Source organism: Desemzia sp. FAM 23990 (assembly GCF_045528485.1).
In the GTDB taxonomy this organism is placed as follows: Bacteria; Bacillota; Bacilli; order Lactobacillales; family Carnobacteriaceae; genus Desemzia.
Map to the genome: position 1 here is coordinate 1 of NZ_JBGQQW010000001.1, position 18,123 is coordinate 18,123.

At 38.9% G+C, this 18,123-nt stretch carries 15 protein-coding genes; 2 read left to right on the top strand and 13 right to left on the bottom strand.

Features of this window, described 5'->3' with window-relative positions; all coding sequences use genetic code 11:
• On the bottom strand, positions 1-589 hold a 589-nt coding region (locus tag ACEN4I_RS00005), incomplete at its 3' end, for a UPF0236 family transposase-like protein (protein WP_407102739.1).
• Between the two features lie 906 nt (positions 590-1,495).
• Here ACEN4I_RS00005 and ACEN4I_RS00010 point away from each other — a divergent pair.
• Positions 1,496-2,818, top strand: coding sequence for an N-acetylmuramoyl-L-alanine amidase (locus ACEN4I_RS00010; protein WP_407127481.1), 1,323 nt, complete (start codon positions 1,496-1,498; stop codon positions 2,816-2,818).
• A 176-nt stretch (positions 2,819-2,994) separates the two neighbouring features.
• Here the strand turns inward: ACEN4I_RS00010 and dtd are convergent, their stop codons facing one another.
• The 10 genes from dtd to ACEN4I_RS00060 all read right to left on the bottom strand — a co-directional run bounded on the left by dtd (position 2,995) and on the right by ACEN4I_RS00060 (position 13,764).
• Positions 2,995-3,441: a D-aminoacyl-tRNA deacylase gene (gene dtd / locus ACEN4I_RS00015; protein ID WP_407101922.1), complete on the bottom strand. Its 447-nt coding sequence runs from the start codon at positions 3,439-3,441 to the stop codon at positions 2,995-2,997.
• Positions 3,442-3,563: 122 nt separating this feature from the next.
• Positions 3,564-5,777 carry a RelA/SpoT family protein gene (locus ACEN4I_RS00020; RefSeq protein WP_407101920.1) on the bottom strand — a complete coding sequence of 738 codons (2,214 nt, stop codon included), beginning with the start codon at positions 5,775-5,777 and terminating at the stop codon, positions 3,564-3,566.
• Between the two features lie 111 nt (positions 5,778-5,888).
• Positions 5,889-6,572 (bottom strand): deoxyribose-phosphate aldolase, encoded by a 684-nt coding sequence (gene deoC, locus ACEN4I_RS00025; protein ID WP_407096761.1) that lies wholly within the window; start codon positions 6,570-6,572, stop codon positions 5,889-5,891.
• Between the two features lie 67 nt (positions 6,573-6,639).
• The gene (locus ACEN4I_RS00030; protein ID WP_407096760.1) at positions 6,640-7,401 is read right to left on the bottom strand and encodes a 16S rRNA (uracil(1498)-N(3))-methyltransferase; all 762 of its coding nucleotides are present in this window, start codon (positions 7,399-7,401) and stop codon (positions 6,640-6,642) included.
• Positions 7,402-7,404: 3 nt separating this feature from the next.
• Positions 7,405-8,352, bottom strand: a complete 948-nt coding sequence (gene prmA, locus ACEN4I_RS00035; protein WP_407096759.1) for a 50S ribosomal protein L11 methyltransferase — start codon at positions 8,350-8,352, stop codon at positions 7,405-7,407.
• A 30-nt stretch (positions 8,353-8,382) separates the two neighbouring features.
• A complete protein-coding gene (locus tag ACEN4I_RS00040) occupies positions 8,383-8,871 on the bottom strand; it encodes a DUF3013 family protein (RefSeq protein WP_407101918.1) in 489 nt (162 codons plus the stop codon).
• A gap of 25 nt (positions 8,872-8,896) precedes the next feature.
• The gene (locus ACEN4I_RS00045; RefSeq protein ID WP_407101916.1) at positions 8,897-9,508 is read right to left on the bottom strand and encodes a DNA-3-methyladenine glycosylase; all 612 of its coding nucleotides are present in this window, start codon (positions 9,506-9,508) and stop codon (positions 8,897-8,899) included.
• A 174-nt stretch (positions 9,509-9,682) separates the two neighbouring features.
• Positions 9,683-11,569 carry an ABC transporter ATP-binding protein gene (locus tag ACEN4I_RS00050; RefSeq protein ID WP_407101914.1) on the bottom strand — a complete coding sequence of 629 codons (1,887 nt, stop codon included), beginning with the start codon at positions 11,567-11,569 and terminating at the stop codon, positions 9,683-9,685.
• A complete protein-coding gene (locus ACEN4I_RS00055) occupies positions 11,559-13,295 on the bottom strand; it encodes an ABC transporter ATP-binding protein (RefSeq protein ID WP_407101912.1) in 1,737 nt (578 codons plus the stop codon). The genes ACEN4I_RS00050 and ACEN4I_RS00055 overlap by 11 nt, the downstream gene beginning before the upstream one ends.
• A 22-nt stretch (positions 13,296-13,317) precedes the next feature.
• A complete protein-coding gene (locus ACEN4I_RS00060; RefSeq protein WP_407096756.1) occupies positions 13,318-13,764 on the bottom strand; it encodes a MarR family winged helix-turn-helix transcriptional regulator in 447 nt (148 codons plus the stop codon).
• Positions 13,765-14,173: 409 nt separating this feature from the next.
• Between ACEN4I_RS00060 and ACEN4I_RS00065 the strand changes: the two genes are divergently transcribed.
• Complete coding sequence (locus ACEN4I_RS00065; RefSeq protein ID WP_407101910.1) at positions 14,174-14,734, top strand: DUF5067 domain-containing protein; 561 nt, start codon at positions 14,174-14,176, stop codon at positions 14,732-14,734.
• Between the two features lie 154 nt (positions 14,735-14,888).
• On the opposite strand, the gene lepA is transcribed toward ACEN4I_RS00065, so the two are convergent.
• Together lepA and dnaJ are read right to left on the bottom strand one after the other, a co-directional pair.
• The gene (gene lepA / locus ACEN4I_RS00070; protein WP_407101908.1) at positions 14,889-16,712 is read right to left on the bottom strand and encodes a translation elongation factor 4; all 1,824 of its coding nucleotides are present in this window, start codon (positions 16,710-16,712) and stop codon (positions 14,889-14,891) included.
• Between the two features lie 185 nt (positions 16,713-16,897).
• Positions 16,898-18,043, bottom strand: a complete 1,146-nt coding sequence (dnaJ, locus tag ACEN4I_RS00075) for a molecular chaperone DnaJ (protein WP_407101906.1) — start codon at positions 18,041-18,043, stop codon at positions 16,898-16,900.
• Positions 18,044-18,123 lie beyond the last annotated feature (80 nt).

Here is an 18,123-nt window from a genome sequence, read left to right on the forward strand (position 1 = left end):
CTAAGCTTTTTTTCTTTTCTGTCCCACGTACAAAAACCCCATCCGCTTCGGCGTAAAAATAGTCCACCTTTTTTCCTTCGGGCAACTCCGTGGCTTCTTCTAGTTCCAATACATTTTCTTCATCCTCGCGTGATTGTGCTGCTCCAACGCGTTTAAGAAGGCTGCCGACTGTTTGATGATTCAGCGTAACGGCCGTCCATTCGTTTAGAATAGCTGCGGTATCTCGATAAGTAGCTTTACTTGCTAACTCTGCCACTTTTACTTCTACTAGTGGGCTATGGCGTTGATATTTTCGAATGCCAAACCATTCATCTAGTGGATAATGGTTCTGATCATTAGTGTCTACCATTAGGGTACGACGGTACCGAACGGGACCGAAAATAAATTGAACCGTTTTCCAATCTGCTCGTTTTACTTTCCAACCTTCACGTTGTTTTTCCTCTTTGATCACTTCGTTGAAGTTCGACAAAATCTGACCCATTAACTGAGCGAACACATCATACATATAGCCTTGAATCGCTTCTTCTGTTTCTATTAAGTTGCTTGAATCCTTTATTATTTGATAAACCTTTGATATAATCTTATCCATAAGAAGGCCTCTTTCATTTATGTATTTGCCCTGCAAAGCATACATTTATGATAAAGTGCCTTCTTTCTTTTTTCCAGTAAAATTATTGGCTCTCGAGAACTATTTTACACATACTCTTATTTCGTCACGTCATGCGCATGAAAAGTACTTTCTCCCAAAAATTAAGGTCTTCTTTTTAAAACACTCTCTTAATAAGTAGGGGCGGCTCTATGGGGTGAAGTTTCCTCCGGAATAGACGGGTTTGCTTGTGGAAAGCCATGGGACCGTCTGGAGCCTGTAGTCTTTCAAGCTTCAAACGGAATCGTAAGCGCTGAAGTGCCAACGCTCCGTAATTCACATTTCATTTTTTACATGGCTACAAGCAACCCCTATTCCTCCAGAAATATCACGGGTCTCAAACGAGTCACAGCTTAAAAAAGCGTGTCTAAGTATTTCGGGAAGTTCAAAGAAAGCGGGTCTTTTTCATAATGAAGACCGAAGTCTTCCACTTCACTCAACAGATGGAAAATCTCGTTCATGCCGCCCGCCTCCGCATTTTTCTTTTAGCAGACCAGAGACGAGAGGATTCGTAATCTTATTTTTTTATTTAAATTTTTTCATACGTATGACATGTTATTTCGTGGTTCTCTAAAGATGATTTCTAAATTTTCCAGTTCACCGTTAACCAGACCATTTCTTCAGCGATTCTTTAATGGCAGATCACTTTATCTTTGGTATAGAATAGATTTACGCAGCCCTTACCTTAATTGATTCTTCGCTCTTGAACAAACGTCTAACTCAATAAAGAAGTAATAAATTAATCCCCTTTATATTTTAATTGCTTAATCAAGTAAACAATTGTTATAATTAAATACAACAGATTGTTCTTTTCTACATAAGTATGTAAAGAAAGTAGTGATACCTTTTATGCAAGACTCACCTATAGTACATAGACCTAAAAAAACAACTTTACTCATTATGATTGGTCTTTTTTTACTGTTGACCGCCTATGCAACAGTTGCGATGGCTCAAACCAGTACAGTAGTCATCAACGCTAGTGTAGTCAATGTGAGAACGGGACCTGGTTTATCTTATGATGTCATGTCTCAAGTTGTGGAAGATGAAAAAGTTCAAGTTATTACTGAACAAAATGAATGGTACAAAGTGCGCATCAGCAACGATCAAGTAGGATGGATCGCAAGTTGGTTAGTAGACAATATTGAAATTAGTGCTGCTACAAACTTGGTAGGGACCATCACCCATCCTGAAGTAAATGTCCGAGCAGAGAGCAACACTGACAGTGACATCTTGGGCACTGTTACAGAAGGCACACAACTGACAGTCTTGTTTCAACAAGAAGGCTGGACTCAAGTACAGTACTACAATCAAGTAGCTTGGATCAGTTCATCTTTAATTGATGTGAAAGTGACTCCTAAGCAAGAAGCTACTTCTACTGTAGCTACAGAAAACGATGCGGCCGCTCCTATCCAACAAGTAACTGTTCGAACAGACGGCACGAATATTCGCAGCGGTCCTTCAATTGAAGACTCCGTTGTAGAAACAGCTTTTAAAGGCGATTCATTTGCTTTTGTCGAAGCAGTAGATGATTGGTACTTGATTGAATTGGCAGATGGAACACAGGGATATGTAGCCAACTGGGTAGTAGATTTGTCGGCGAACAATGAAGCAGCCCCTACTGCTAACATCACCAATATATCGGAAGCGACTATCGTGATTGACGCCGGACATGGCGGACACGACTCAGGTGCCTTGGCACAGAATTTCTATGAGAAAAAGGTCACGTTGAAAACAGCTAAACTGCTGGCAGCCCGCTTAAGAAGCGCTGGAGCAAATGTGATCATGACTCGTGACAGTGATGAGTTTATCGAATTACAAGATCGAGCTTATATCAGCAACAATAATCATGCAGATGCCTTTATCAGTTTACATTATGATTCTACTGAAACCAGAAATGAAATCAGCGGAACTACGACATATTATTATCATGAAGAAGAAAAAGCTTTAGCTGATTTGATCAACCAAAACTTAAGTCAGTATGGTCCGTTGCCAAACAATGGCGTTCGGTACGGAAACTACTTCGTGTTAAGAGAAAATTATCAACCTGCAGTTTTGTTGGAATTAGGGTATTTAAATAATGATACCGACCAGCAAGTCGTAAATACAGACAATTACCGTTCTCAAATCGTTGAAGGCATCTATCAAGCCTTGAATCAATACTTTACACCTTAAAAAAACAAAAACGGACATCCACTTCTTGAATTGGTGGATGTCTGTTTTTTTATCACAAAAGTAATCATTACAAGAAATCACAAGACGTATTTTTAGTTATCTTAACTGCGAAACCTTTTGTTCAAACAATCCGCAAAACGATCACAAGGTTTTATTGATTTCTTCTGTAATGTGCGTTATTTCTGTTTGCTGTCGATCAAGATCGTTACCGGACCATCATTGACTAGTGCCACTTGCATATCAGCCCCAAATTGGCCTGTTGCTACAGTAAACCCTGCATTTTTCAATTCCTGATTGAACGTTTCGTAGATTGGTATGGCTTTATCAGGTCTGGCAGCATCAATAAAGCTAGGACGATTTCCTTTTTTAGTATTGGCATGTAAGGTAAATTGAGAAATGGATAAGATCTCCCCTTGAACATCCGCTAACGACAAGTTCATCTTTCCTTCTTCATCTTCAAAGATTCTCAATTTACTGATTTTACGTACTAAATAGTCTACATCTTCTTTGGTATCTGCCTCTTCGATACCGATTAAAAGTACAAAACCTTTATTGATTTCCCCTACTATTTTATCATCTATAGAAACTGAGGCTTTTTTTGATCGTTGAATAACTACTCTCACTGTTCAATCTCCTTTTCTCATCTTATCATACAAAAAGCGCATTCTAAGTCCGCAAATTAAGGACACTTTAATATCCTCCTTTGCTGGTCTTAAAATGCGCTTCGGTATCCTGTTGCTTGAATTTACGAAGTAATTCTTCGAACTGTGTAAACATCAGGGATATTTTTAATTTTATCGACGATTTTTTCTAATTGATTTAAGTTGACGATCCCGATCGTCATCGTAACAGTAGCCATCTTGTTGTTGTCTATGCGGCCATTTACATTGCTGAGATTTTTTGTCTGTGTATTGACAACTTGTAAAATCTCATTCAATAGACCAGAACGATTGTATCCTTCAACTTGTAATTCAGCATTGTATTCTTTTCCAGCATTTGAAGTATCTTCCCACTCTACTTCGATCAATCGGTCTTCGACTTCTGGTGAAGCATGTACGTTCGGACAGTCTTTACGATGGATTGAAATACCGCGGCCTTTGGTAATGTAACCAACGATTTCATCCCCTGGGACAGGACTGCAGCAGCGGCTCAAACGAGTTAAGAGATTGTTTACTCCTTGAATGACCACCCCGCCATCATGTCGGATCTTCATTTTTTCTGGTTCAGCTTTTTTGGGTTTTAATTCGATCGTTTCAAGTTCCATGAATTTTTCATCATTTTTTCGATCGCGTCTTTCTTTTTCCGTCAAACGATTGGCTACTACCAAAGCAGTCAGTTCGCCGTAACCGATTGCCGCAAGCAAATCATCTTCGGTCGTGAAATTAAATCTTTCCAAAAGTTTTTTCATATTACTTTTATTCACGAATTCTTTTGGTTGGAAACCCATTTCTAACAACTGCTTCTCCACCAAATCGCGACCTTTGGTGATATTTTGTTCACGGTCTTGTAATTTGAAAAAGCGTTTGATTTTATTTCTTGCTTTAGAAGTAGAAACAAAGTTGAGCCAGTCACGACTAGGTCCATAAGAATTGGTAGACGTTAAAATTTCTACAATATCCCCGGTCTTCAGCTTGTAGTTCAATGGAACTATTTTCCCATTGATTTTAGCTCCTACTGCTTTATTTCCGATTTCAGTATGCACACTGTAAGCAAAGTCTAACGGTCCTGAACCAGATGGCAGTTCCGTAACATCCCCTTTTGGTGTAAAAACATAGACTTTATCTTTAAAAATGTCCTCTTTGACACTTTGCATAAATTCATTGGCATCTATCGATTCATCTTGCAATTCAATGATATCACTAAACCAAGACAGTTTATTACTGACTTGTTCGTCATCTATTTTCTTCGTGATACCTTCTTTATAAGCCCAATGCGCCGCAACCCCGTACTCAGCAATGTGGTGCATCTCTGCAGTACGAATCTGTACTTCTACTGGATTGCCGCCAGGACCAATAACAGTGGTATGCAAAGACTGGTACATGTTTGCTTTAGGCATCGCGATGTAATCTTTGAATCTGCCAGGCATTGGTTTCCAACGCGTATGGATCGCTCCTAAAACCGCATAACAGTCTTTGATCGAACCCACGATTGCACGTATCGCCAGCAAGTCGTAAATTTCATTAAATTGTTTCTTCTGATCTCTCATCTTACGGTAAATAGAATAGATGTGTTTTGGCCGTCCAGTGATTTCCGCTTCCACATTTAAATCATCCACAGATTCTTGTATTTCAGCAATAGCATTCGCAATGTAACGTTCCCGTTCTTCTCGTTTTGAGCTCATTAAATGCACGATACGGTAATATTGTTGTGGATTCAAATAACGCAGCGAAGTATCTTCTAATTCCCACTTGATACGGTTGATCCCTAATCGATCTGCTAAGGGCGCATAGACTTCCAGCGTTTCGTTAGCAATGCGGCGCTGTTTTTCTGGCCGGTGATATTTCAAGGTCCTCAAGTTGTGCAAACGGTCTGCCAACTTGACCATGATCACTCTCATGTCATTTGCCATAGCTAACAACATTTTACGATGATTAGCCGCTTGTTGCTGCTCATGAGATTGAAATTGGATTTTTCCTAGTTTGGTTACACCATCGACCAGTTCAGCAACTTCTTGTGAAAATTCATTAGCAATGTCTTCAAAAGTATAATCTGTGTCTTCTACTACATCATGCAAGAATCCAGTAGCTACTGTGACGGGGTCCATCTTTAATTCAGCTAATATTCCCGCTACCTGGATAGGGTGAGTAATATAAGGTTCGCCCGATTTACGAAACTGCCCTTCATGAGCCTTTCCAGCAAAATCGCTTGCCTTTTTGACAAAAGCCACGTGGTTACTATTCATATAAGTTAAGGTTAGAGCAATAACCTCTTTGGCTGTATATTCTTTATTTTTAGGCATTTTGTCACCTTCTCTTTAATTTACTAATTCGGTATATAAAAATAGCACTCGAATCGAGTGCTATCCAACTGTTTAATCTCACATGTATTATACGCTGAATGGTTGTTTATTTCAATAGCTGCTTGAAGCATCTGATCCGGAAGCTTCGTTGTTCAGCAAAGCGATTCCGTTTGATGAACCTAAACGAGTAGCACCAGCTTCAATAAAGTCTGCAGCATCTTGAGCAGTACGAACTCCGCCGCTGGCTTTAACGCCTAAATCTGGTCCAACAGCACTACGCATCAATTTGATGTCTGTTACTGTAGCTCCCCCGGTTGAAAAACCAGTAGAGGTTTTAACAAAGTCTGCTCCAGCTTTTTTCGCGATTTCGCAAGCTCGAATTTTTTCTTCATCTGACAATAAGCTTGTTTCAATGATGACTTTTGTTAAAGCTTTTCCTTCAGCAGCTTTTACTACGCCTTCAATATCTCGTTCTACAGCAGCATCGTCTTTATCTTTCAACGCTCCGATATTGATGACCATGTCTACTTCAGTGGCGCCGTTTTGGATCGCATTTTTCGCTTCGAAAGCTTTCACTTCAGAAGTAGTTGCTCCTAAAGGAAAACCGATCACTGTACAAACTTCAACGTCTGAATCGTTTAAGTATGCTGCAGCTTTTTTGACCCAAGTAGGATTGACACAAACTGACATAAAATGATGTGCAGCAGCTTCTTCACACAACACTTTGATTTGTTCTTCCGTTGCGTCAGCCTTTAACAATGTATGATCGATATATTTGTTTAACTTTTTTACCACGATACATCCCTCTTTTCTGAATTCTCATTCTTAGTATACCTTACTTTTGTTTTACTGAACAAGACTTTTACAGCCCTTTTAACTCCATTGCAAAAGAAATAGCCGCTAAAGCATACAAAGGAGCTGTCTCTGTTCGTAAAATACGCGGTCCCAGTGAACAAACTGTAAAATTTCGTTCTTCCAATTGACTGATCTCGTTTGGAGACAACCCGCCTTCTGGACCAAACACGATCAAGACCGTATCATCGGGATTCAATTGGCTCAAAGTAGAACGAAAATTTTGCATCTCTCCATTTTTAGCATTTTCTTCGTAAGCTACTAAGCAAAAATCATATTCAGCGCTTTGCTGCAACAGCTCCGTAAACGTAGCTACCGCTTTTACTTCTGGTACTTTCGTCCGGTGAGCTTGTTCAGCAGCTTCTTGAGCGATTTTGCTCAATCGTTCTTGTTTTTTAGCCGCTTTTTTCTGATCCCATTTGACAATAGCGTACTCTGATTTGAACGGCAGGAAAGCATTTGCCCCAAGTTCCGTCCCTTTTTGAACGATCCATTCCAACTTGTCCCCTTTAGGCAATCCGCTGGCGATGGTGATTCGTGCAGGCAATTCTTTGGATTGCGTTTCATCCGCTACCCATTTCAAATGAACTTCATCTTCCAGCACTTGAGCGATCTCAGCTTTAAAGGCCTTGTGATCTGGCAGTACTAGAATAACTTGTTCTTTTTCTTTCATCCGCATGACACGAATCATGTGGTGGTACTGTTCGTCTTGAACGATGATTTCAGCCGTTTGGTAGTCAGACGGCTGTTCTGTTAAGAAATAACGCTGCACCGCTTAATCCTCCTCCACTTTTTGAGCAACAATCGCAAACCAGTCTTTCATTTGCAAAACTTGCAAAATAGTGAAGCCTTGTTTTGCCAATTCTTTTAAAATCAACTCTTTTTTTGATTCTATGATGCCTGAAGTGATAAAGAAGCCGTTTGGTTTCAATACACGCCAAGCATCTGGAATCAACGGCACGATGATTTCAGCTAAAATATTGGCTACAACAATCTCCGCTTCCCTGTCGATACCCTTCAATAAATCATTCGCTGACACATGAATGTTTGTTGCAAAGGTATTTAAGGCTACATTATCCTTAGCCGATCGCACAGCCACTTCATCCAAATCAAACGCATGCACTTCAGCAGCTCCCATAGCCACGCTGGCGATACTTAAAACTCCAGAACCTGTCCCAACATCTAAAATCGTTTCTCCGCCTCTAATATACGTTTCCAACGCTTGTAAGGATAAGCGTGTCGTTGCATGAGTTCCCGTTCCAAATGCCAGACCTGGATCTAATTTGATCACGATTTCTCCATCCATTGCAGGCTGATAATCTTCCCATTGAGGAGCAACCGTTAAATAACGCGTAATTTGTTGCGGATGATAATGTTTCTTCCATGCTGACGCCCAATTTTCTTCCTTAACATCGTTTACTTCTATCACATTCGGTTCGATAGACAAGCCAAAAGATTTCAATAGTTCTATGCGTTGCTTGATTTCAGGCAATAACTCTAACAAGTTTGTGGTTTCAGGAAAATAAGCTTTCACTAAGGAACCTTCTGCTACATATTGCTGATTTTCTAAAATCCGTATTTCACCAAATCCATCATCTGGAGTGGATAAAAAATCTTGTACATTCTCAATAGCTACTCCGCCCGAACCTGCTTCAATAAAAATATTGGATACAGCTTCGATGGCCTCATTTGAGGTATGCACACTTACTTCATTCCATTTCATACTGCTGTTAACTCCTCTCGTTTTAGGCCGTTAAAATTTTGGATAAGGGACTAATTTAGTTTCGTAACGATCGGTAGCTTTTAATGTCTCAATCGTTTGGTGGAAATTTTCTTCTTGCCAGTTCATCTCAAATGTTTCAATATCGGGATTTTGCGCAAATTCCATTAAATTGGTTTGTCCCTCACTAACCACTAAGCGCAATACCTTGATGACAGCATCCAAAAATCCTTGTTCGATACCCTTTTTAACGGAAAACGGGAAAGCTTGTAAGTAGTCATCCAACAAAATTTTCGATTTTTCTGGATCGTAAAAACAGATTACGTCTTCAAATTGAATGCCTTCTTCTTCATTTACGGTTCCTTCTATATCTTGGATTACCATATCCGGATTAGTTTCAGCGTAAATAGTCACAAACAACTCGATCACATGTTGTCTTTTATTCCAATTTACTTCCCAGCCAAATGACGCTTCATTTTCTTCCAAGATTGCTACTAAATAATCGATCATGTCTTTGTTCATCTGAGTACCTTCTCTCTTATATTTTTTACTGCCATCCAAAATCCAAGTCAACAGGTCCCTTTTTTCTCGATACATACGGGTTACCAGCTACTATAAAACGAAGCGGTGCATCTGTCCATTTCCCTTTATTCGGGATACCGATCCTTGATGTAGCAATAATTTCTTTAGGTATACGTCTTTGCTGTGTTGAAAGATACAATGGCGCTTCCCCAATCGATGTTCCGTAATCCTCTTTTGTAATTCCCATGGCTTTCGTTAATTTACCTGGTCCATTAGTCACATTAATCCCAGACATTTTTCTTCTTTCTTCCATCAACTCCACACCGCTGAACGGCTCAATGGCTCGAAACAATATTCCTTGGGGATTTCCAGCTTCTTTGGCAATAATGTTCAACATCGTATGGGTATGCATGTGATAAATATAGATTGTTCCTGCAGGTTGGTACATAGCTTTCAGGCGAGGCGTTTTCCTCAATCCAAAACTATGCGCAGCTTCATCAAATTCTCCAACGTAAGCTTCAGTTTCCACGATCCAACCTGATGTTATCCCTTCGTCTGTTTCTTTGATCAGCAGGCATCCTAATAACTCTTGAGCGATCCCTTCTGTTGCTTTTGTCTGATCTGTCCAAAAATTCATTTAAATCCTCTTTCTATGCTTAACCATTCTATATTATTACGTTCCTTATACAGTATACAATAAATTGCCACACAGGTGAAAAGAAACTCATCTTTGTTTGTCGATAGATACCCGTTATCTTCAACTAAAAAAGAACTCTCCATGATAGTGGAAAGCTCTTTTCAAATTTATTCATCAGTTCATTTCAAACGCACCTGTATAAAGTTGGTAATATTCTCCTTTTTGAGAAATCAACTCATCATGATTTCCACGTTCAATAATTCTACCTTGCTCCATAACCATGATCGCATCCGAATTTCGAACGGTTGAAAGTCGATGAGCAATAACAAAAACAGTCCGGCCTTTCATCAAAGCATCCATTCCACTTTGCACAACGAATTCTGTACGTGTATCAATACTTGAAGTTGCTTCATCCAAAATCAATACCGGTGGATTCGCTACGGCTGCTCTGGCAATTGCAAGCAACTGTCTTTGTCCTTGAGAAAGTGAACCGCCATCACCCGTTAATTCTGTATCATACCCATTTGGCAATTGTCGGATAAAGAAATCCGCATTTACTAATCGAGCAGCAGCTTCAATCTCTTCATCTGTCGTATCTAATCGCCCATAACGGATATTGTCTTTGATCGTTCCTGAGAACAAATGCGTATCTTGCAGTACGATCCCTAAAGATCTTCTAAGATCATCTTTTTTGATTTTTTTGACATCAATACCATCATAAGTGATCGTCCCTTCTTGAATATCGTAGAAGCGATTGATCAAGTTGGTAATCGTTGTCTTTCCTGCTCCAGTTGCACCTACAAAAGCTATTTTTTGCCCTGGTTTTGCAAATAAATTAATTTTGTGAAGAATCGTTTTGTTGGAATTGTATCCAAAAGTCACATCTTTAAAACGGACATCACCTGTTAATTCTTTATAAACCGGTTCATTAGCAATAGTGCTTTGTTTCCAAGCCCAATTGCCTGTACGGTGATCTGCTTCTTCGATGGCCCCGTCAGCTTGTTTAACGATATTGACTAACTCGATCGTTCCAGTATCCTCTTCTGGTTTTTCATCTAACAAATTAAAAATACGCTCCGCACCTGCTAAGGACAAAATAATCGCATTAAATTGTTGTGAAATCTGTGCTACAGGCATAGTGATACTTTTTGTGAATTGAACAAAAGAAGCAATACTTCCTACAGTTAAAGCAGTCAAACCTGTAATCGAAAGAACCGCACCCATAACTGCTGTCAACAAATACATAAAGTTTCCGATGTTTCCCATGATCGGCATTAAAATATTGGCGTAAGTGTTGGCTTTTGTGGCATTTTCTCTAAGGTCTTCATTCAATTTGCTAAAATCAGCAATAGCTTCGTCTTCATGGTTAAAGACTTTAACGACTTTTTGTCCTTCGATCATCTCTTCTACATAACCATTTAACGTACCTAATGCGGCTTGTTGGATAGAGAAGAATCGACCGCTTTTGCTGCCTATCGTTCGGATAACAGCTACCATGATTCCAACCATACATAAAACGAATAGTGTCATTGGAACATTAATAATGAACATCGCAATAATGATCGATAAAATCATGATCAGCGAAGAAAAAATCTGTGGAATCGATTGACTGATCATTTGTCTCAGAGTATCTGTATCGTTGGTGTAATGACTCATAATATCTCCGGTAGCAGTGCTGTCAAAATAACGAATGGGCAGAGATTCCATATGTGTAAACATTTCATCTCGAATATCTTTCAAGATTCCTTGGGATACCGTAACCATCGTTCGGTTAAAGATATAGGTAAATACTGCTCCAGTTAGGTACAGTAACGCCATTAAACCAATGATACGCGCTAAATTAGAGTAATCGGGAGTTTGTTGAGACAGAAGCGGCGCGATGTAGTCATCGATCAATGTCTTTGTAAAACTGATCCCGATCGCATTGGTTGCTGCACTGATAATAATACTGACGATAACAATGATGATCCGCAGTTTGTATTGCTTAGTGGCATACGAAAGGATTCGTTTAAATATTTTTAATGGGCTAACAGTTGGTTTAGACATCGGTTTATTCTTCAACTATCGTCCCTCCTTTTACTTGAGAATCATGAACTTCTTTATAGATTTTATTCGTTTGCAAGAGTTCTTCGTGGGTCCCGATTCCGTTGATTTTGCCTTCATCTAATACGATGATGCGGTCAGAATCTTGAATGGAAGAAATACGTTGTGCCACAATAATTTTAGTGGTATTTGGGATCTCTTCTATAAAGGCTCTTCGGATATACGCATCTGTTTTGGTATCCACCGCACTGGTTGAATCATCTAAAATCAAGATTTTAGGTTGTTTCAACAATGCTCGTGCAATCGTCAATCGTTGTTTTTGACCACCAGATACATTGGATCCGCCTTGATCTAAGACTGTTTCATAAGTATCCGGAAAACCTTGAACAAAATCATCTGCTTGAGCTAATTTGGCCACACGTTGAACTTCTTCTTTGGAAGCTTGTTTATCTCCCCATTTTAAATTTTCCATAATCGTTCCAGAAAACAAGGTGTTTTTTTGCAGCACCATAGCAATCTGATCACGCAAGGTCACTAGATCATATTCTTTTACATTGTGTCCAGAAACATAGACTTCCCCTTCAGACACATCATACAATCGAGGGATCAACTGAATGAGGGAACTTTTTCCGCTACCAGTTCCACCAATGATACCGATCGTTTCACCAGACTTGATCGTAAAATTGATCTGACTTAAATCCGCTTCTTCAGATTCTTCGTTGTATTTGAATTGAACATTTCTAAATTCAATCTCCCCATTTTCAATCGTCTTACGAGGATTTTCGGGATTTGTCAATGTAGCTTTTTCTTTTAACACTTCGGCAACCCGTTCTACCGAAGCTTCAGAAATAACGATCATGACAAAAATCATTGAAATCATCATGATACTGCTTAGAATTTGCATCATGTAAGTAATAAAACTGGTCAGCTCTCCTGTACTCATAGTTCCGCCAACCACATATTTTGCTCCAAACCAATAAACAAGAAGCAAACAAGAATAAATAGCGATTTGCATCACTGGAGCATTAAGAGCAGTGATTTTTTCAGCTTTGGTAAATAAATCTTTGATATCTGTTGAAGCAATCTTAAACTTTTCAATTTCTTTTTCTTCTCGTACAAAGGATTTTACAACACGTACTCCATTGATATCCTCTTGCACCGTTTGATTTAAACGATCGTATTTTTTGAACACTTCAATAAAATAAGGATGCACACGATAAATTAGTCCGATTAAAATAAATGCTACAATAGGAACAATAATTAAAATCGTTAATGATAATCTCAAATTCGTATACGCAGCCATTGCAAAAGCAAAGGCAATCATAAAAGGAGCTCGAATAATAGTCTTTAGTACCATTTGAAAAGCCATTTGAATATTTGTGATATCGGTCGTCAGTCTGGTAATCAGACTAGAAGAAGAATATTTGTCAATATTATCAAATGCAAAGGTTTGGATATTCTCGTAGATGTCTTGACGGAGATTGGCAGAAAAACCTACCGCGGCATCAGAAGAAAATTTTCCGCCTAATACTCCAAACAACATAGATAAGCAGGCCATTAAAAACATCACCAAACCTATCTTTAAAACATACCCCAAGTCGCCTTCAATCAATCCTTGGTCAATGATTTTTGCCATCAAAAAAGGAATAAAAATTTCTACTGCAACTTCTAATGCCATAAATAGCATGGTCAAATAAGAGGGTTTCTTATATTGGCGTAATGATTTTACTAACGTTTTATACATTTCTTTCCTTCTTTCCCTTTAACTAACTGAGCAAATTCGATTGCTCCATTAAATTGTATATTCGGTAAATCGTTTTTATCGTTAGACGAATGTCCTCTTCAGGGATATCTTTTAAAATCTCACTATTTTTTTCGTGAAAATCACTAACGACTTTTTGATGTAAAGCTAACCCTTTCTCGGTTAAATAAATATTTACGACTCGTTTATCTTCTTGATTGGTTTCTTTTTTGATATAGCCCAGATCCTCTAGTGTCGCGATATTTTTAGTAATACTTGGTAAAGTTACACCGATCGTTTCAGCAATGTCGCTGATTCGGACCTCCCTCAACTCTTTTGATAAGTTGTATAAGGTTTTAATAATATAAACGTGTCTTTTCTGCACTTCAGGAGGAGGTTCAGGCAAAAAACGCATCGTGTGTTTTGCACTAAAACAAGCGTCAATGTATTCTTCCGATAGTTGTCTATCCATTTCTTTTTTGCTCCTTTCTCTTTAAGTTACCTAATATAATTACTACAAGTAACTATATTACCAAAAAAATGGACAAATAGGTAGAAAAACTGAATAAAAATCTTCTGTCAACAAACCTTATATTTCCATATAGCATTCTTCTTCCCCTATTTTATGTACAGCTTAAATCTTGGACACATACTGCTTTTATGCAAAACCTTTCTTACTTAATTTGTTCTATTTCTGTATAAATAATATCTTGTAGGCAGCTTATATGATAATATAAGTTTCATGGAACCGATAAACTGGCAGTTTTTCTGCTTTTTAATTTCCATCCAATACATGCATCATTACAGGAGCTATTTGGAAATCCTTTAATATAGCAAGGTGGTTCATTTATAAGAAAAAGAGTTTTTAGAAGGAGTTACGCATGAATAAACTGAAATTAGTCTCATTATTAGGGCTTTGTGGTTTGGTGCTTGCAGCTTGTGGAGAGAAACAAACTGCTGAAAAATTTGCTGCTGATACTGAAAATACAGCTGAAGCAGAATCAAACGAAAAAAGTTCTGAACAAGTATTAGAAGTTAACACAACTCTTTATGAAGGCATGAATGGAACTTATGAAATTCTTGAAATTGAGCAATTACAAAGTGCTCTGTTCCCTGACAAACAAATCATGGCACTTACCATTAATTACACTAATACGACTGAAGATACACAAAGTCCGTGGTTGGCTTGGGCTTTCGATATAGCCGCTAGTCAAGAAACTGAAGTGACAGTCGAAACTTTGGATGGAGCGAATGGACAATTTCCTGAGGGTTATAAAACAGAAGCGGTCAAATTGGGAGAAGCTGAAATTAAACCAGGAGCTACAGTAGAAGTTGTCATCGGTCACGAAATTCTCTACCCTGGCCAACCTGTGTTCTTGAAAGATTTGAGTTTATTGGAAGACAACGGAGAAAAATTTTCCAGAGAAATTACCACTGAATAAAAAAGAGGCTTCGGCCTTTTTTTTTCGTTAAAAAATGCTCCCTTTCAAAATCTATTGGATAGATTTTGAAAGGGAGCATGACAGAAAGATTCATTTTTCGAGCTGTTATTTAGTGAGTTAACTCTTGCTAAATAGATAGAGATGAAGCAATCTATTATTCTTCGTCGATATTCAATACAGACATGAAGGCCTCTTGAGGAATCTCCACAGAACCGACTTGTTTCATCCGTTTTTTTCCTTTTTTCTGTTTGTTCAATAATTTTTGGCGTCTCGTTGGGTCCCCACCATATAGTTTAGCAGTAACGTCTTTACGAAACGCTTTGATTGTTGAACGAGCTACGATTTTTTGTCCAATAGCTGCTTGAACAGGGATTTCAAACATTTGACGAGGAATGGTTTTCTTCAATTGCTCTACAATGGCTTTCCCGCGATCATAAGCAAAATCTTTGTGGACAATAAAACTTAACGCATCCACTTGTTCACTATTTAATAAAATATCCATTTTCGATAAATTGCTTTGTTTGTAACCGATAATTTCATAGTCCAAAGAAGCATAGCCTTTAGTACTTGATTTTAGACGGTCAAAGAAGTCATAAACGATTTCAGACAATGGCAATTCATAAACGACATTTACTCGAATATCATCCAAGTAATCCATCGTCATAAAATTCCCCCGTTTGCGTTGGCAAATTTCCATTACCGCACCTACGTACTCATTCGGTACCATGATGTTGGCTTTAACGTAAGGTTCTTCTACAGATGCGATTTTAACCGGTTCTGGCATTTCTGAAGGATTCGATACGACCAGTTCTTCTCCGTTCGTCAAATTCACATGATAGATTACAGATGGTGCTGTAGTAATCAAGTCTAAGTTGAATTCGCGTTCCAAACGTTCTTGAACGACATCCATATGCAACATTCCTAAGAACCCGCAACGGAACCCAAATCCAAGAGCTTGAGAAGTTTCAGTTTCAAATTGCAAAGCAGCATCATTCAATTCCAATCTTTCTAATGCTTCACGCAAATCTCCAAATCGAGATGAATCAGTTGGATACATTCCACAAAATACCATCGGTGTTAATCTGCGGTAACCTTCTAAGGGTTCTTCTGCTGGATTATCCGCTAATGTAATCGTATCTCCAACTCGTGTGTCTTGAACTGTTTTGATATTGGCGGTAACATATCCTACATCTCCAACCATCAAGTAATCACGTTTGATCGGTTTAGGAGAAAAGACACCCACTTCTGAAACTTCGAACGTTTTTCCATTACTCATCAGTTTCATAGTATCTCCAGGCTTGATCATACCTTCCGTCACACGGATATTCAACACCACTCCACGATAAGCATCGTAAGCAGAGTCAAAAATCAAGGCTTTCAACGGATTGTCCACGTCTCCTGAAGGAGCTGGCACTTTTTTTACGATTTCTTCTAGTATCTCTTCAATTCCGATGCCAGATTTGGCACTAGCCAATACAGCTTCACTCGCATCAATTCCGATCACATCTTCGATTTCTATTCTGACTTTTTCCGGATCCGCTGCCGGCAAATCGATTTTATTGATAACGGGCAAAACTTCCAAATCATTGTCCAATGCTAAATATACGTTGGCCATTGTTTGAGCTTCGATACCTTGAGCCGCATCTACGACTAAAATAGCCCCTTCACAGGCCGCTAAACTACGAGATACTTCGTACGTAAAGTCGACGTGTCCTGGAGTGTCGATTAAATGAAATGTATACGTTTCTCCATCTTTAGCTGTATAGTTCAGTTCAACAGCATTCAGCTTGATAGTGATACCACGTTCTCTTTCTAAATCCATCGAGTCCAGCAACTGTTCATGCATTTCTCTGTCTGCAACAGTATGCGTCATTTGTAAAATACGATCCGCTAACGTCGATTTCCCGTGATCAATATGAGCAATGATCGAGAAATTCCGGATGCGTTTCTGACGTTCCAAATAATCATTTTTATTCATTGGTTATTTCCTGCTTTCATTCAATTATTCCTAAAGTATTCTAGTGAATTATAACAGTCTAAAGGCTAAAATACAATGTTTCGCCTATTCCCCCATTACAAACCCTTCTTAAATGACACTTTAGTTTGACTATTTTCCGCATTATGCAAAAAGGAACCTGATTGAGAACAGGTTCCTTTTATTGGTTAGTCTTTTTTGAAGACGTCTTTCATTTTGTTGAAGAAAGAGCCATCTGCTTGTTCATTGATTGAAACATCGCTCACTTTAGCGAATTCTCTCAATAAATCAGCTTGTTTGTCATTTAAACTCTTCGGTGTGACTACATTGACTCTCACGTGTTGATCACCTTGTCCGGTACCTCTTAATCTAGGGGCCCCTTTGCCTTTGATTCGGAAAGTTGTTCCCGTTTGAGTTCCAGCCGGAATTTTCAGTTTCACTTTGCCATGAACAGTAGGAACTTCTATCTCATCCCCTAAAGCTGCTTGGACGAAGTGAATCGGTGTTTCAAAGTAAATTTCAGATCCTCGACGTTGAAATTGTTTGCTTGGTTTCACACGGAAAATCACATACAGATCTCCGTAAGGTCCACCGTTTTTACCAGCTTCACCTTGACCATTTAAGCGCATTTGATCGCCATCTTCTACACCAGCAGGTACTGTTACTTTCACTTTATGAACATCTTTTACATGTCCTGCTCCGCCACAGGTAGGACATTTTTCTTTGATTTCTTGTCCAGTTCCCCCACAAACGTCACAGACAGTACGAGTTTGCATTCTGCCAAGTGGCGTATTTCGTTCCACATTGATCGAACCTGTTCCCGAACATTTTGAACAAGTAACAGGAGAGGTTCCCGGTTTAGCGCCATCCCCATGACAAGTATGACATTCTTGGCTGCGATTGTATTTAATGGTAGTTTGCTTACCAAATACAGCTTCTTCAAACTCTAAGTTAAGAGAGTATTGTAAGTCCTCTCCTTGACGAGGAGCATTTGGGTTGTATCTGCTGCGCCCACCGCCGCCACCGAAGAAAGAATCAAAGATATCTTCAAAACCACCGAATCCAGCACCGCCGCCGAATCCCCCATATCCACCACCAGCTCCAAAGTTCGGGTCTGTACTAGCGTGTCCGTATTGGTCATAAGCAGCCCGTTTATTGGCATCACTTAATACCTCATAAGCTTCTGCTATCTCTTTAAACTTTTCATCTGCATCCGCTTCTTTATTGATATCTGGATGGTATTTTTTTGATAGTTTTCGATATGCCTTTTTTATTTCATCATCAGATGCACTTTTAGAAACACCTAAAACTTCATAATAATCTCTTTTTGCCATATTTTCCCTCCGTTAGTACATACAATAACCAACCGTGCTGCTCTATTTGTTCCGCATCACAGGTCATTATTGTTGGGGTT